13 protein-coding genes are annotated in these 16,253 nt (G+C 66.2%); 4 read left to right on the top strand and 9 right to left on the bottom strand.

Translation table 11 applies throughout. From position 1 onward, the window contains the following. Window positions 1–8: 8 nt before the first annotated feature. The 4 genes from nrfD to HNR15_RS18985 form a co-directional block, all read right to left on the bottom strand. A complete protein-coding gene (gene nrfD / locus HNR15_RS09540; protein ID WP_179481206.1) occupies window positions 9–974 on the bottom strand; it encodes an NrfD/PsrC family molybdoenzyme membrane anchor subunit in 966 nt (321 codons plus the stop codon). Then, the gene (locus HNR15_RS09535; protein ID WP_179483692.1) at window positions 971–1,756 is read right to left on the bottom strand and encodes a 4Fe-4S dicluster domain-containing protein; all 786 of its coding nucleotides are present in this window, start codon (window positions 1,754–1,756) and stop codon (window positions 971–973) included. The genes nrfD and HNR15_RS09535 overlap by 4 nt, the downstream gene beginning before the upstream one ends. 17 nt (window positions 1,757–1,773) lie before the next feature. Further along, the gene (fdh, locus tag HNR15_RS09530; protein WP_179481204.1) at window positions 1,774–5,037 is read right to left on the bottom strand and encodes a formate dehydrogenase; all 3,264 of its coding nucleotides are present in this window, start codon (window positions 5,035–5,037) and stop codon (window positions 1,774–1,776) included. 764 nt (window positions 5,038–5,801) lie between these two features. Beyond that, on the bottom strand, window positions 5,802–6,053 hold the full coding sequence (locus tag HNR15_RS18985; protein WP_425484559.1) for an HGxxPAAW family protein: 252 nt from the start codon (window positions 6,051–6,053) through the stop codon (window positions 5,802–5,804). A gap of 620 nt (window positions 6,054–6,673) precedes the next feature. On the opposite strand from HNR15_RS18985, the gene HNR15_RS09525 reads away from it, so the two are divergent. Further along, on the top strand, window positions 6,674–7,873 hold the full coding sequence (locus HNR15_RS09525) for a phosphatidylserine decarboxylase family protein (RefSeq protein ID WP_218883645.1): 1,200 nt from the start codon (window positions 6,674–6,676) through the stop codon (window positions 7,871–7,873). Window positions 7,874–7,916: 43 nt separating this feature from the next. Here HNR15_RS09525 and HNR15_RS09520 read toward each other — a convergent pair whose 3' ends face one another. The 4 genes from HNR15_RS09520 to HNR15_RS09505 form a co-directional block, all read right to left on the bottom strand. After that, window positions 7,917–8,447, bottom strand: a complete 531-nt coding sequence (locus tag HNR15_RS09520) for an HAD family hydrolase (RefSeq protein ID WP_343048484.1) — start codon at window positions 8,445–8,447, stop codon at window positions 7,917–7,919. A gap of 188 nt (window positions 8,448–8,635) precedes the next feature. Then, window positions 8,636–8,953 (bottom strand): phospholipase, encoded by a 318-nt coding sequence (locus tag HNR15_RS09515; protein ID WP_179481200.1) that lies wholly within the window; start codon window positions 8,951–8,953, stop codon window positions 8,636–8,638. Window positions 8,954–8,994: 41 nt separating this feature from the next. Continuing rightward, window positions 8,995–10,608, bottom strand: a complete 1,614-nt coding sequence (locus tag HNR15_RS09510; protein ID WP_179481199.1) for a DUF4331 domain-containing protein — start codon at window positions 10,606–10,608, stop codon at window positions 8,995–8,997. 108 nt (window positions 10,609–10,716) lie between these two features. Then, window positions 10,717–10,998 carry a twin-arginine translocation signal domain-containing protein gene (locus HNR15_RS09505; RefSeq protein ID WP_179481197.1) on the bottom strand — a complete coding sequence of 94 codons (282 nt, stop codon included), beginning with the start codon at window positions 10,996–10,998 and terminating at the stop codon, window positions 10,717–10,719. A 1,180-nt stretch (window positions 10,999–12,178) separates the two neighbouring features. Between HNR15_RS09505 and HNR15_RS09500 the strand changes: the two genes are divergently transcribed. From HNR15_RS09500 to HNR15_RS09490, 3 genes are all read left to right on the top strand, one after another. After that, complete coding sequence (locus HNR15_RS09500; RefSeq protein ID WP_246306200.1) at window positions 12,179–12,832, top strand: class F sortase; 654 nt, start codon at window positions 12,179–12,181, stop codon at window positions 12,830–12,832. An 87-nt stretch (window positions 12,833–12,919) separates the two neighbouring features. Then, complete coding sequence (locus HNR15_RS18980) at window positions 12,920–13,342, top strand: alpha/beta fold hydrolase (protein WP_425484528.1); 423 nt, start codon at window positions 12,920–12,922, stop codon at window positions 13,340–13,342. A gap of 15 nt (window positions 13,343–13,357) precedes the next feature. Next, window positions 13,358–14,668: an AlbA family DNA-binding domain-containing protein gene (locus HNR15_RS09490; protein ID WP_179481191.1), complete on the top strand. Its 1,311-nt coding sequence runs from the start codon at window positions 13,358–13,360 to the stop codon at window positions 14,666–14,668. A 409-nt stretch (window positions 14,669–15,077) separates the two neighbouring features. Here HNR15_RS09490 and HNR15_RS09485 read toward each other — a convergent pair whose 3' ends face one another. Then, window positions 15,078–16,049, bottom strand: a complete 972-nt coding sequence (locus tag HNR15_RS09485) for a tyrosine-type recombinase/integrase (protein WP_246306199.1) — start codon at window positions 16,047–16,049, stop codon at window positions 15,078–15,080. Between the last annotated feature and the right edge of the window lie 204 nt (window positions 16,050–16,253).

Raw genomic sequence — 16,253 nt, 5'->3', positions numbered from 1 at the left:
CGCTGAGGTCACCCGCCGGTGGGTGCGTCCGCGGCAGTCTCGGAGGGCGCCGAATCGGCGGCCGACGGGGAACGGGAGGACCGGCGTTGCGGTTCGATGACGTATCGGGGGTCGAGCGTGGATGCGCGGCCCGCCTCGAAAATCCCGAATCGCAGGCAGACCGAACCAGCAGCCAGCGCCAGACCACCGGCCGCGGCCGCTACCCGGGACCGACCGCCGAGGGCGCCCAGCACCCCCGCGCCGACCCCGGTGAGGACCTTCGCGGAGGCCATTAGCGTGTGTGCGCGACCCTCCCGCAGTGTCTGGGTGGACAGGTGGCCGCTGCGTTCCATCGCTGTTGTGGCCGCCAACTCCGCGACGGCAGCACCGACAGCGACCCGCCGCGCGGGCCCCGACTGCGCGAGGGGCGTGAGCGCGCTGGCGACACCACCGGCGCTCGCCGCGGCCGATCCGGCGAAGACGAACGGCAGGTGGCGGTGCCCGTCGTGCCAGGTCGGCACGGCGGTGTCGCCGATGAGCGCGGCGGTGTAGGTCGCGACCCCCGCCCCGAGCACGGCGGCACCGCGCCCGGCGATCGGGGCGACCCGACGCAGCATCGGCAGCGACACGAGTTCGGCGCCGGCGGCCAGACCGACCAGCGGACTGTAGGCCGCCAGCAGCCACGACCCCATGCTCATCGGGGAGGTCGGTTTGGCGACGCGCAGCATGTTGACGAACCGGGCCGGTCGCCCGAGGTCGTGCACCAGCGCCGCCAGGGACACCCCGATCGCACCGAGAGCGGTGAGCCGCGTCGATCGGGCCAACGCCGGGCGGCCGGTGAGCTCGGCACCGGCGGCGAGTGCCGACGAGGCGCCTGCGAGTCCCCCGGCGAAGAGGTAGCCGGCGATATCGAGGGGCTCCCAGGTCGGCGCCTTGAGGATGGGTCTGCCGTAGTAGGAGGTGAACTCCTCCTCGGGCCCGCGGCGCGGGCTCATCCGCGGTCCGACAGGTACGCCGCGGCCACTCCGGCCAGCAGGGCGGCTCCGGCCGCGCCGACGCGTCGCCACATGGCGCCCAGGTCGCGGGTGGTCACGATCGGGTCTGGCGGCAGCCCGTAGACCTCGGGTTCGTCGAGCAGCAGGAAGAACGCGCCAGCTCCCCCGACGCCGTCGTCGGGGGACTCGCCGTACAACCGGGCCTTGTCCTGCCCGGCGGCGTGCAGCTCCTCCACCCGGGTCTGCGCGCGCTCGCGCAGCTCGTCCAGGTCGCCGAACTGGATGGACTGGGTCGGGCACGCCTGGGCGCATGCCGGCTCGGACCCGACCTTGAGCCGGTCGTAGCACATCGTGCACTTGAACACCCGGCCGTCGTCCTCGCGCTGGGCGATGACGCCGTACGGACACGCGGACACGCAGTAGCCGCACCCGTTGCAGATGTCCTGCTGGACCACGACGGTGCCGAACTCGGTGCGGAAGAGCGACCCGGTCGGGCAGACGTCCAGGCAGGCGGAATGGGTGCAGTGCTTGCACACGTCCGAGGACATCAGCCATCGCACCCCCTCCTGCGGCCCGTTCTCGGAAGGGGTCTGCACCTGCTGCTCGATGAACGCCACGTGCCGCCACGAGTCGGCCGACAGCTCGGAGGTGTTGTCGAACGACTCCCCGGTCAGCTCCAGTGCACCCTTGGTGGGGACGGCGTTCCACTCCTTGCAGGCCACCTCGCAGGCCTTGCACCCGATGCAGACGCTGGTGTCGGTGAAGAATCCGACCCGGGGCATCCCGAGGTCCACCGTGCTCACGACATCACCCCGTGCTCGACGCCGGTGTGCTCATCGATGCCGGCCCGACGCCGGTACTCCGCCACGAAGCGCGGCAGATCGGCCCCGCGCGGTCGTCGCCCGGGTCTGATGTCGACGGTCAGCGCCTTCACCTCCTGGATGTGGGCGTTGGGGTCCATCGCGATCGAGCTCAGGTTGTTCATCGCGTCTCCTGTGGTGAGGCCGTTGCCGCCCCAGTGGTAGGGCATACCGATCTGATGCAGCTGGGTGCCCGCCACCGTGAGCGGCCGCATCCGGTGGGTGACGAGCACCCGCACCTCGATGGCGCTCCGAGCCGACACCACGGTGGCCCATCCGCCGTTGTGCAGGCCGCGCTCCGCGGCGAGCTCGTGGGACACCTCGGCGAACATCGCCGGCTGCAGCTCGGCCAGCCGGGAGAGCCACCGCGTCATGCCCCCGGCGGTGAAGTGCTCGGTCAGCCGGTAGGTCGTGAGCACGAAGGGGTAGACGTCCGCCCCGGGTTCCTTCCCGCTCGGGTGGTACCTGTTCCCTCGACGGATCACCAGCTTGCGTACGGGGTTCTGGCGCTGGTCGGGGTAGATCGCATTCTCGAACGGCGATTCCTGGGGCTCGTAGTGCGTCGGGAGCGGGCCGTCGACCAGACCCGCGGGCGCGTACAGCCAGCCCTTGCCGTCGGACTGCATGATGAACGGGTCGATCCCGGACAGGGCGTCGACACCCGTCGCGTCCTCGGCCGGCCGGTAGGACGGCGGTTTGTCCGGCTGCACGTCCGGCACGTCGTCGCCGACCCACTTCTTCTCGTCCTCGTCCCACCAGATCAACTTCTTGCGCTCGCTCCACGGCCGGCCCTGCGGATCGGCCGACGCGCGGTTGTAGAGCTCGCGCCGGTTGGCGGGCCAGGCCCATCCCCACTCCAGTGCGGCCTGCCCCTGCTCGTGGTGTGGGCGGCGCCGTGCCGGCTGGTTGACGCCGTCGGCGTAGCAGCCGGCGTAGATCCAGCACCCGCACGAGGTCGAGCCGTCGGGACGCAACTGCGTGTACGCCGACAGCGGTGCACCGTCGGCGCCGGTGCCGTTGATCTCGGCCAGGACGGCTTCGGCGCTCGGCTCGTCATATCGGCCCTCGGTCGGGTAGTCCCAGGTCAGGTCGAGCACCGGCCGGTCTCGGGAGTCGGTGGACCCGGCGAGTCGTTCGCGGATCATCCGTCCCAGGTGCCACATGAACCACAGGTCGCTACGCCGGTCGTCCGACGGCTCGATCGCGGCGTTGTGCCACTGCAGCAGCCGGTTGGTGTTGGTGAAGGTGCCGCTCTTCTCGGTGTGCGCGGCGGCCGGGAAGAAGAACACCTCGGTGGCAATCTGCTCGGTGCTCAGCTCACCGGTCGCGATCTCCGGGCCGTCCTTCCACCAGGTGGCACTCTCGATGAGCGAGAAGTCGCGCACCACGAGCCATTCGAGCTCGGCCATCCCGCGGCGCTGCAAGCCGGCGTTCGCCGACCCCACCGCCGGGTTCTCCCCGATCAGGAAGTACCCCTTGCACCGCCCGGCGAGCTGCTCCTGCACCGTGTCGTAGGTGCCGTGGCTGCCGGTGATCCGCGGGAGGTAGTCGAAGCAGAAGTCGTTGTCCTCGGTCGCGGCGTCACCCCACCAGGCCTTCAGCAGACTCACCATGTACGAGCGCATCCCGGACCAGAACCCGACCTCCGCTTCGTCGGCCTTGATGAAGTCGTCGAGGGTCTCGTGGCGGTGCGCGTGAGGGGTCGGGATGTACCCCGGCAGCAGGTCGAACAGCGTGGGGATGTCGCTAGAGCCTTGAATGCTCGCGTGCCCCCGCAACGCCATTACCCCGCCGCCTGGTCGACCAATGTTGCCCAGCAGCAGCTGCAGGATGCTGGCGGTGCGGATGTACTGCGTCCCGACCGTGTGCTGGGTCCAGCCCACCGCGTATGCGAACGCCGAGGTGCGCTCCCGACCGGAGTTGGCGATCAGCGCGTCGGCGACCTGGTGGAACAGCTCCGGGGGTACGCCGCACACCTCGTGCACCATCTCGGGGGTATAGCGCGCGTAGTGCCGACGCAGCACCTGGAAGACGCACCGCGGGTCCTGCAGGGTCTCGTCGCGGTGCCAGGTGCCGCGCAGCGATGGACCACCGGACCCGAACGAGTGCGCGTGCCCCGACTCGTCGGTGCTGGAGCTCTTCTGGACCTTCTCGTCGTACCCGCTGTCGCGGGCGCCGGACGCTGCCGCGACCTGCACCCCGTCGTACTGCCATGACGAGGGGTCGTACGTGGAGCCGTCGCGGTCCAGGCCCGAGAAGACTCCGTCCAGGTCCTCGGTGTCCTGAAAGTCCTCGTTCAGGATCGTTGCCGCGTTGGTGTAGTTCAGGACGTACTCGTGGAAGTACGACTCGGTGCTCAGCACGTGGTTGATCAGGCCGCCGAGCCACGCGATGTCGGTGCCCGCACGGATGGGGACGTACAGGTCGGCCATGGCGCTGGTCCGCGAGAAGCGCGGGTCGACGTGGATGATCTTGGCGCCTCGCGCCTTGGCCTCCATCACCCATTGGAAACCGACCGGGTGTGCCTCGGCGAAGTTGGACCCCTCGATCACGATGCAGTCGGAGTTCGCCAGATCCTGCAGATACGTCGTGGAGCCGCCCCGACCGAACGACGTACCGAGCGCCGCGACCGTCGAACTGTGGCAGACCCGTGCCTGGTTCTCGACCTGCACCACCCCGAGCGAGGTCAGCAGCTTCTTGATGAGGTAGTTCTCCTCGTTGTCCAGGGTGGCACCACCGAGGCTCGCCAGGCCCATCGTGCGGCGGGTGGTGCGCCCCTCGTCGTCCTCCTGCTGCCACCCCTCCTCCCGTGCGCTCAGCACCCGGTCGACGACCATCTCCATGGCCGTGTCCAGATCGAGCCGTTCCCAGTCGGTACCGTACGGGCGACGGTAGAGGACGTGACGCTCCCGGGCGTTGCCGGTCGTCAGCTCCAGAGTCGCAGATCCTTTGGGGCACAAGCGTCCTCGGCTGATCGGAGAATCCTTGTCGCCCTCGATCTGGATGACTCGGTCGTCCTTGACGTAGACCTTCTGAGCGCACCCCACCGCGCAGAACGGGCAGATCGAGCCGACCACCCTGTCGGCCGTCGCGGTCCGGGCCGTGAGCTCCTCGGTGGCTCGGGAGGTCGCCGCTCGATAGCGTCCGCTCGGGTCTCCGGACGTGAGTTGGCGCAGGACCGGCCAGCGCAGGGGCGTCACCATGAATCTTCTCCGATCGGCTACCTCATACGACGGGCGAGCGGACCGCCCGGCTGACCGGGGGTTCCTCATCGTTGCACCCGGAGGGTCCTCTGCGCAGGGTGTGCGCCGACCTGTTGGAACCACCGCTCGACGAGCTGGACCGGACCGGGACCGGCTGGTTAGATGCGGGGGAGTCCAACCCGTCGCAGCTGTGTCCTACGACCGTGACCACCTCTGGCACCCGTAATCCTCGGTCACCGAGCCCGCGCCGACCCGCCTCGTGGAGCCCGCGAGCGGAATCCGCCTGACGCTGCGGGGCACCGATGGCACCCAGCGCAAGCTCCACCACGCCCGAGGCCAAGACGACCGCGTCCTTGTCGAGAAGAACCACTTGGGTACCTGCGCCTGGAACGGTTTGCGCGCGAACGTCCAGTGGCCTACGTCCGCGAACATCATTCCTGCGGCGAGCCCGATCTGCGCGATCTGCTGCGACGTCGGAATCTTCTAGGGTCTCGATGCCATCAAGACCTCTCATCATCGACAGCCCGCCCGCAGGGGGTCGCAGCTCAACAAGTGATGCGGCGTAACGCCGTTGCGGTCACGCTACAACGACGGCTCAGCAGATGGGGTGGGCTCACAACGTTCAGTCCTGGCACCTCCATGTGCGAATGCCGGGAGTGGCCTTGCTGGTCGTCGCCGTCATTGTGCCCGTGGGTGGCGTCCTCGCCACGGCGACCGTCCTGTGGGTTGTCGAACAATCCCAGCTGTCACCAGGGGGTCGCTTATCAAGAACTCGAGGACCGGCGCCTGCTTTCGCCAATGCTGGCCCGTGGTGGTGGCTGCAGGTGAGGCGCACCAAAACCTGCCCTACTCAGGATGTTTGCGGAGCCAGCCCCGACGGCGCAGGCGACCACACCTGCAATGTCGAGAGCGTGGCGACCGAATGCCACGCCACAACCGATCAAAACGGACCCCAGAAGTATCACTACGACTCCGGTCCAAGCCGCGATGCTGTTCCCGTGGCTATCTGGCTTCATCTCATTCATGAAACCCCTTCGACAGAGATGGGTGCCGCTGGGGGTCAGCAGCAGGTGTCAACCATTCGCGGCCGTCTCGTCACGACGTCCTGGAGGAGCAGCTCACGGGTGCGGTGGCGCCCGGCGCGACCATAGCCAGTCCCCGTGGTGTTGTGGGTCGTTTTCCTAGTGCGGGCCGGGCGGCGCTTCTTGCGCCCGATGCGGCGATGACCCCGCCGATGGCCGTCGCCGGGGTTGCGCATGAGGGAAGCTGGTCCGCCGAAGCGGGTCCGGAAACTGAAGACCGGTTCATCACGCAACTGCCGCCGCCGCCAGATCGGGGCTGCCTGAACACGTGACCACAGGCCCTGATGAATCGGCAACGGTGGTCGCACCGCCTCTTGCTGACACGCGATAGCGCGCGAGATCTGGTTCGCCCATGCACGCCGTGACTCGTACCCACGCCAGCTGGGAAGTGGGAGCGCCGCGTTGCACGTGGGTCACCGCAGACAGCGTTCTAGACCGGTGAGGGTGCCGGTCTCGAAAGGTGCTTAAGTTGCCGGATGAGCGATACCTCTCCGAATACGGATCTTCGGCGCCGGGCTGGATGGTTACCTGACCAAGACGCTCTGGAGGAGTGGTTGAAGGGTCACCAGCAGCGTGCTGAGGCCAAGGGCGACCAGGTAGTGCTGCACCCGGTCATCGTGGAGTTCAAAGAACTCATCGCTGGGGACCCGGTGGTGCGGATGTACCTGGATCGGATGATTACCGAGGTGCCCCGCAGCAGGTCCTACAGCCGGCAGCACCTGACCAGCGTCGATCAGATGCTGCTGCTGATCAACGAGGTGCTGACGGTGGCACCGGAATTCGGGGACCAGGCCGTGACCTTGCCACTGGCCGGGATCCTGGACTGGACGATGGGCACCACCGCCGGGTTCGCCGCCTACCGCAACCCCCAGCTCAACGCCATGCTGCAGAAAATCCTGAACGCGTGGTGCCAATTCCTCAGCAGCAACGAGTCCCGCTACGTCCTGAACGACACCCCCACCGGTTGGAAGAGCGAGCAGGCCTGCAAGGCCGTCGGCATCGAGCAGTTCCAGCACGACCCGCAAGACCCGTACTGGGGATTCGCATCCTGGAACGACTACTTCACCCGCACTTTTAAAGACGGGCAACGTCCCGTTGCCGAGCCTGACGACGACGCGATCATCGCCAATGCGTGCGAGTCCACTCCGTACAGCATCAAGACCGATGTGCAGCGCAACGACCGCTTCTGGATCAAGAACCAGCCCTACTCCCTACACGACATGCTCGCCGGCGATGAGGCCGTGGACCAGTTCGTCGGCGGGACCGTCTACCAGGCGTTCCTCAGCGCCACGGACTACCACCGCTGGCACAGCCCCATTGCCGGCACCATCGTGCGCGCCTCGGTCCAACAGGGCACCTACTACTCCGAAGCCGACGCAGAAGGCGCCGACGCTGTGGACCCACGCAACTCCCAGGGCTACCAGGCGCACGTCGCCGCCCGGGCCATTTTTCTCATCCAAGCTGACAACCCGGCCATCGGCCTGGTGGCGTTCATGCCCGTCGGAATGAACGAGGTCTCCTCCTGCGTGATCGGCGCGGGTCTGACACCCGGTCAGCATGTAGGCAAGGGCGACGAGCTGGGGTACTTCCAGTTCGGTGGGTCCACCCACTGCCTGATCTTTGGCCCCGGAGTCATCAAGGCCTTCAACCTTGCCGCGATCCCTCAGCTACATGACCCCAACGCTCCCACCGTGCGCGTTCGATCTCATCTAGCCACGACCCAGACCGGCCGGAAGGCCGACGGCAGCAGCTGAGAATGGCGGAGTCCGACCAACGAGCCAGCCAGTAGTGGGTCAATCATCGACGCGTGTTACGGGGGACCCGCCGGACCAGCGTTCTTAGGAGGGATGACTCCAGCTTGGCGAGTAGGTCGGCCGGATCTTCGTAGACCTCTATCGCGCCCGCGTCACGCAGCTTTGCCTCGGCAATCCCGCCAGACAGCAGCGCGATGCAGGGCAATCCGGCCCGTTGCGCTGCCTCTACATCCCACACGGTGTCTCCGACGACGGCTGTGCGTGCCGAGTCCAACCTGTGCTCCTTCAGCGCCGCGGTCAGCAGGTCCGGTGCTGGTTTGGAAGCAACGACGTCATCGGAGGTGATCGCGCCCATCACTACGTCATGCGCGCCGATCCGGGGCAACATCCAGTCAAGATCAGACTTGGCCCCGCTCGTCGCAAGGACAACCGTGAGGCCCGCATTGCGGCACCCGTCAAGTAGATTGCGGTGGCCACCCCTGGGTGGGCAAGAACGAATCCGAGCGCCAGGTAGATGAGTGACAGCCCAGCTTCGTCGGCCACTGTGGCCAGCGCTTCCTTTAGGAAGTACCACCAGGGCTGGGGCGGTGAGGCCACATCATCCAACTCACCTACGAACGTTGCAGCGAGCCTGCACTAGGTCAACGACTGAGCTGGTCCTCGCTGCCGCGGCTCGAGACGCCGGCATGGACAGCTTGGGTGGGTTGGTGCGGCCTCACCCCGGCGACGGCGGTGGCACCCGGAGCGGCTGTTGTGGGTGGGTCAGTGCTGGGACCAGTCGAGGGTAGCGACGTGGCCACCAATGATGGTGACGGTGTCGGTGGGGGTGCCATCGAGGTCGTGGACGACATAGTCACCGGCATGCAGTGCGGCAAAGATTGCCGCGTACTGCACGCTTGGTCCGTCGCGGCGTTGCCGGACCGCGGTGTGTGTGCGGGGGGTTCCGGACCCGACGCGGCTGACCTCGATCTCTGCGCCGACGAGCTCAGGGGTGGTGTGCAGGACCAGGGCGCCGATGTCCCCACCGATGTCGAGCACCACTGCGCCGGCGTCCGTCGGCCCGTAGGGCTGTTCGGTCATCTACCCGGCCCGCCATTTCGGTACGCCGAGCGTGGCGGCGGTCATGCCGGGGTCTCGGGTGTGATGTCGTTGCCTGAGCGGTGTTGGTGTGCGACGGCGGCGGCGGCGGCCCCTGCCGCCGCTACGGCGCCCCCGACGAGCAGCCCGGTGTCCCGCCCACCGCTGGTGCCGCCGGCACCCGTGCTGGGGCCACCGATTGGCACGGTCGGGCCGGCACTGGTACCCGGGTAGGGTGCCGGGTCGTTGTTGGCGGGGTTGTCGTGACCGTTGTGCGGGGTGCCCAGGTAGGGGAAGCCGGGCAGGTAGTGCTGGGTGTTCTTGGCATGGACGTCGGTGTTGGAGGAGGTCAGGCCTTGGGTGATTGCCCCGGCTGCCTTGTCGGGGGTGAAGGATTTGTCGACCAGGGCGTAGGTCACCCCGGCGATAGCGCGCAGCTCGATGGTGGTCACGTCGTCGAACACGCGGCGCCCGTTGGGGAACCCGGCCGGATCCATCCCGATCAGGCCGAGGTTGCTGGGCGATTTGGTGGTGGGCGGGATGGCCATGTTCAGTCGTAGCTGATCGGCCATCACCGTGCCGGTGTTGTTCTGGAAACCGGGGACGATCCCCGCCGGAATGCCAGTGAGCAAGATGGCTGCCAGGTCCGCCCGCGGCTTGCCGGAGGCGTTCAACGCCGCGAGGTGGGGGAACTCACCGGGGTAGAGGTTGGGGAGCAGCTTGCCCAGTTCGGGACTGGTGACATATTGAGCGAACTGCTTGTCATTACCGGGCTGCTGGGAATTGAAGAGGTCTTTCTTGGTGATGGGGATGAGTACCTCGTTGAACAGCGGGTTCGCCTGTCGGGAGACCTGCACCCAGGGCCCGGTGTTGATGGTGGTGCCTGGGCGTTGCGTGTCGTACATGCGGGTTTGCTGCCGGCTGGCGGTGGCCCACACCCCGATCGTGGAACGGGGGTTGGTGGGATCGGTCGGCGCGTGCCCGCCCGCGCTCAGGTCGGTTTTGGGGACTTGCAGGGTGATGGAGTGCACGTTCTTGGCGTTCGTGCCGCTGATGCCTCCGGCGGCCGGCATCTGCGAGCCCACATGCAGGTTCTGGAACGGCCGTAGATCACCGAGGTCGAAGATCGCTCCGAGGTCGACGTAGAACCCCTCGGCCCGCTGCCCTGCGAACAGGGTGCGACCGCCGTCGAGGTGGTGGATGGCCGCGTTGGCCAGCTTCACGTAGTCCGGGGTGGAGAAGGGGCCGATGTTGCAGGGCGGGCAGGGAAGTTTGTCTGCCAGGCGCAGGTCCTTGCCGGCGGCGACGTCCCGCCGATTCACGGACACGTACTGCCGCCTGTTCCAGTTCTTGCTGGTCAGCGACTCGATCGGCCCCACGTTGTACAAGAACGTGTTCGGAATGGTGTATTCGGTGTTGAACGTGAACTGGTAGACGATCTCGGCCAGGCCGTCGCCGTTGTTGTCGATGTGGATCTCATACAGCACGTCGTCACCGAACTCATCGAAGTTCGGCCCACCGGCCGGATCCTCGAACGGCACGAAGTTGGCGATCATCGTGACGGTGTCCGGATTGTCTGGGCTGACGAAGACATAAACGTCGGTGTTGTCCGCGGCCGCATCGTTGCTGATCGACGGGGCTTCCTTGTGAGACGACATGAACTACCTCTTTATCGGCAAAGTAAGTCCGGCGCGTTCGCGCCAAACCAGAAATGGGTGTCTGTGCCCGCCAGGTGCGGCAGGAGTGAAAACAGTCGAGCTGCCAGCTCAGGCCTTGGGTACCTCATGAGTCAGGCGCGCGGCGAGCCCCTTGTCGACAAATGTTGAAGACCGTTCACCGTGCATCACGGTGAACTCTCCACTGCCGGCGTCGCGCAGGAACACCACGATCGGTCCGTTCACCCCCTTCGCGGGGATGGGCGTCTCCAAGGCGGGGGTGCCCGCCTGCGCCGCCCCACCGAACAGCAATTCCGGGGCAGCGACCGCCGCTACCCCGACCGCCCCCAGGGAGGCACTCTTGAGGAAATTGCGACGATTACTACCAGCCATGGTGAAACCTTTCGGATGCGGACGTGGAGGATCGTGAGCGGGGCACACCCGAGAGCCGGATCGAACGGGTCGAGATTCAACCCCAAAACCCCTTGTGCAGCACTTGCCGTCGCTCTGCTAGACACGCTACGTCGCTGCGCGCCGTTTGGATACAACCGAGGTTGTCGCTCCGTAAATCTGGAGAAGACACGCTCTGCGGGTGGGGCGGACGCGGGGCTTTGCCTGGTCATCGACAGCCGCCCAGAGGTGCCCACGGCCCGCATCGCGGGGGGAGCAGCCTGGGCGGACACGCCCTCGTACGTTGGGCGGTGTGCGGGCGGTCTCGCGGCACGACCGGCCGGTGCCGATCCAGGCGCGCCGCGACCCGCGCCGGCGAGCACATGCCTTCGGCCCGGTCCCAATTTCAACCCCGACCAGCGATCGTCGATATCCGCCTGGTGCCAACCACGATCCAGGGGCACCTCGAGGCGGTGTTCGGCCGGGTTGACGGTTCGAGCGGTCCAGACGGTCGCGGGACGACTATCGAGCGAGTCGCAGTGGGCGGTCATGCAGCGCATCGCGCCGTTGCTCGGGGTCACTGCCGCAGAAATGCAGCGCACGTGGGTGCGTCAGGCGCAGACCGGTGCCGGCGCTCGGGACGGGACCACGACGGCGGAAAACGCAGGAAGTACGCCGGTTGCGGCGGGAGAACGCTGACTTCGTGAGGGCCGACGAGAGCTTTGAGCGGTATCGGCTTTCCTCGCCGCCAAGCTCGACCAGCCACGGGCTGATCGTGGGCTCCGTCGTTACCTACGCCACAGGTGTGAGCCCGGTGGGGTGTCGAGTCGATCTGCAGGGCGCTTTCCGAGCACGGGTGGCGGACCGCCTCGCCGACGTACGATAGGGATGTTGCGCGTACCGGTGCGACAGATGCGAAGCACCGGAATGCGTTGTTGATGCACGAGATTCAGTAACCGGCCGGGTTTGACCGTTCGAGACACGTCCGCGGACGTGTCAGGGCGGTTCGCGAAGAAGAGTTGAGTACATGAAGCGTGTCGCCGGATGCCACCCGTTGTTCCAGGAACCCGTAGGACGACGGAACGGGCGGACGAGGCGCGTCGCTGGATGCCACCCGTTGTGGACGGTCCAGGAACCTCGAGGACGACGCGCGCAACGGCATGTCCCGTTGGTGTTGAGCGTGATGCTGGCCGTGATTGCCGTCGGCCTGATCGGTCGCTACCTGACGATGTCTCCAGCCCCGCCTGCTGCCGGCGACCTAGGCACCATTCCTGCAGCCATGGCGAGCCCGGTCCAGCAGGCCGTGACGATCCCCGCTGCTCCTGCCACGAAGGCGGCGGGCAAGAAGCCGGCCACCTCGGCAGCCGCACCATCGGCCTTCCATCTGAGCGCTTCGGCACCGGTGTCGATACGCGTGCCCTCGGTCGGCATCAAGTCCCACCTGCTGACGGTGGGGCTGAACACAAACCAGACGATCGAAGTTCCCACCACCGCAGCCGAGGCGGCGTGGTACCGCCTCGGACCGACACCCGGTGCGCTCGGCCCGGCTGTGATTCTCGGCCACGTCGACTCCACCTCCGGCCCCGGGGTGTTCTACAAACTGGGTGCTCTGCGCCCGGGCCAGAGAATAGAGGTCACCCGCGCCGATGGAAGCCTGGCGTACTTCCGCGTCGATGCAGTCGATAGCTACCTCAAAGATCAGTTTCCCTCCCAGGCCGTGTACGGCCCCATCGACTACGCCGGCCTGCGATTGATCACCTGCGGGGGCCGGTTCAACACCACCACTCACCACTACGAATCCAACACCGTGGTGTTCGCCTCACTGACCCGGTCCTGATCTCGCAGCGCCCGCCCCACGAATCGTGTCTCCGGCACTCCATCTTCAGAGACTTCGCCGGTTGGTAACGATGACGCGAAGCCTTCGGTGCTGTGTCGTCGGGCCTGTCCGGTGCCCGGGGGGTCCAGGCTACGAGTGACCAGGTCCCTGGGTCGCAACTGGGAACACGCCAGAACTACCACCTGCATTTCTTCGTCGAGTTGGGGGGTTGGTGGCACCCGCGCTCTGACGCGCGACGCTCAGTCAGGACAGGTGGCCGCCCTCGCCAGTGATGTCCTGGATTTGATGGCGCACCTTGAACTACGCGACGTCACTTCGGTTGGACACGACTGGGGCGCGCGTGCCGCACACGCGTGTGCGGCCCTGCGCCCATCGGCGTTGTTGGGGTTGGTCACGCTCTCGACTGCTTACGGTGCAACTGGCCGCGCTGGTCGGCCAGCATCAGACCCGCAGCGTCTGCGTCCAGGACCTCCACGCTGGTGGTGGCCAGGGCGTGGAGGAAGTCAATGACATCTAGGTTGAGCTATGCCCTGGACTCCACTGCACGCGGCGCTCGGCGTCTCAGACTCCGATCTGACCTTCCAACTGGTCGCGGAAGCCTGCGCCCAGAAGGTTGCTGAGTCAACGCAGCTGGATTGGAAGAAGGAACTGCCACTCAAGGCTGTGGACCCAGTGGGCAAACAAGCCCAGCAGCTGGAACTAGCCAAGGATCTCGCTGCGATGGCTAACAGCGGGGGCGGTCTCATTGTGTACGGAGTCGATGAGGTCAGGGGCTCCGACGTGTCAACGGCGGCGAGCGTGGTGTCCGTTGGACCCATCAACGACACCATCACCAAGACCATCCGGCAGGTGGCCGGCAACCTCATCTACCCGGCAATCAGCGGTCTCGCACTGGTCGAACTCATCGACCCCAGCTCAGGCGATCGCGTGTTGCTTGCGATAGTTCATGACAGTCCTGACACCCCACACCTGATTCACCCACCCAAGGGGGGCCCTGCGAGCTCGGACTGGTTCATGGCTCCCTGGCGCAACGGGCCCGACACGCACTGGATGAGCGAAAGGCAGCTCGCAAACGCCTATCGAGAGCGGCAAGAGGGTCGTCGTCAGCGCGAGAAGAACATGGCGCAGACGTGGAAATCTCTGTCAGTCGCGTGCACCCAGGGAGCCCAGGACCAGTGGGTGTTGGGGGTGTTGCAACCTGAGCGGCCCCACGCGCAGCCCCGCCGGCTCAGCATCGGGGCAGCTTGGCGTGTGTTGACCAACTGTGAGCCCGCGCTTCGCAACAGGGGTGTAAGGGGAGGCATTAGTTCGATCGACGTCACTCGCGGCGAAGATATGCGCCGTGGACTGCAGCGCTACTACCGTCAAACACCGCGAGCCATGAACGCACAAGGGCGGGTGGAGATTCACGGCGACGGCACCCTCGCGGTAGGGGTCCACCGAACAGACGGAGGATTTATGAGATCGGGCGTGAGTGGCAGCGGCACTGACGTAGCCGTCCGCGACATTGAGCAGGTGGGACTCGATTTGCTCGCTCTTCTACGCGCCACTCAGCCCCTCTTCGGCGCTACAGGCGATTACAGCCTTCGTATCGGGGTTGTTCCCGGGACCTCAATTTTCCGGTTTGACGACCATCTGACGTCCGATTTCACCGCCTGGGATCACCAGCGGGTGCTCGGGTACGAGAACGTAGAGGGCACCGTCATCGCTAGCGAAGGGCCGCGCGCCACAGTCGACAGCATCGTCGAGCTCATCCAGGACGCCGTGCACCAGGCCGGCACCGTTACGCCGATCACCAGTGACTCGATCTGGACTGACATCGAGATGAACTTCTAATCCATGGTCGTTCCGCGCCGCTACACTTCCCGCTGCAGCGCGGCGATACGGCGGTCTCAGCTAGGGCTGGCGAAGACTTCTTCAGGCAGGCTGCCATGTCCTCTTTGGCGACGAAGCGACCTTCTGCCGCGACCAGGACGAGGCAGAACTTCTCGGTGGCCGTCTCGTCGATGAGCCTGTGGGGCTTGTGTTCGTCGGGTCGTATGGGAGATGAGGCCACGGATAGTCACGGAGACACGTCCGGTCGTATCTGTCGCCACATGGACTCATCTGCTGCTTCCGACGCAATTCGGCTGAGTGCAATAGCGATCTGGGCGTCTCTCCCGTGTGCTGCGTGTTGGTATCTGAGGGCCGCATGCGGGGTCGAGTGACCGAGCCGGGCCATGAGCTCTGCGAGTGTCGCCCCAGTCTAGGCCGCCAGCACCGCTCCTGTGTGCCGAAGATCGTGCCAGCGCAGATCCGTGCGACCTGCAGCCTGTCGCGCCGGATAGAAGACGCGATAGAGCGTGCTCGGTGCAAGGTGTGACTTGCCGTCAGCGGCCGGGAACACGAGCCTGTCCCTGCCAGGCGCCATTCTCATCAGATGTGCGTCGAGCATGGGCAAGAGATGAGGAGGGATGGCGACGTCCCGGACGCCGGCAGCGCTCTTAGGGCTTCCGACAATCGTCCGTCCGGCAGAGCGGACCACTCCGCGCCGCACGTGCAGGGTGCCGTTGGGAACATCGATGTCCTTGCGGCGGAGCTCGGTGATCTCGCCGAACCGAAGCCCGGTCCAAGCTGCAAGAAGCACCAGTGGGCGATAGTGCTCCGGCATGGCTAGCGCGATGGCCTCTAGCTCGTTAAGCGTCGCTGGTGTGATCTGTTTGACCCGTCGTGCTGACCCTGCGCCGCGGATGTGGCAGGGGTTGGCCGCGATCTCCTCGTCTTGCACAGCGGTGTTGAGGATCGTGCGTAGAAGGCCGTATGCGTGGCTGCGCAAAGTTGGCCGCGTGGGGTCCAGAGTGCTGTACCAATGCCGAACTAACGGGGGAGTGATCGCAGTCAGCGGAGTGTTGGCGAGCGGCTGCAGCTGCACCTGCAGGAGCGACGTGTAGTGCGCTCGGGTGCGAGGCTTGAGATCGCGTTCGATGAGCCACGCACGGGCATACGTTGCGAAGATCACGGGACCGAGTTGCGCAAGCCGACGATTGGCCGGTGGTGTCCAGGTGTCGGCAACGATCGAGCGGCGTTCATCGGCGAGCCAAGCTTCCGCGTCGAGGCGGAGCGCGAAGGTGTGTGGGGCGGTGTGGAGCTGCAGATCAGGACCGGTGTAGCGGGCCTGGAGCCGCCCGCTCCGCTGTTTGCTGATCTGACCAAAACCACGCTTGCGTCCGGTCATCATCACCTTTGCTGCATCGGATATGCATCGGATCAGAGTGTAATTCAGCCCGCGTCTGTCATCTCGTGCCACAACACGATTTGCCCAAAGCTGCAGGGCAGGGCGGTTTTCTGCTGATGAGCTGCCTCGCGGCGCGTCCTTTGAAATCGGATTCGATCCCAGTATCGCCCACCAGTACGAAACGGCCCCTGACCTGCGGAAACGCCA

Source organism: Allobranchiibius huperziae, assembly GCF_013410455.1.
In the GTDB taxonomy this organism is placed as follows: Bacteria; Actinomycetota; Actinomycetes; order Actinomycetales; family Dermatophilaceae; genus Allobranchiibius; species Allobranchiibius huperziae.
The sequence above is the reverse complement of the archived record's forward strand: the minus strand, read 5'-3'. Positions and strand labels throughout refer to the sequence as shown.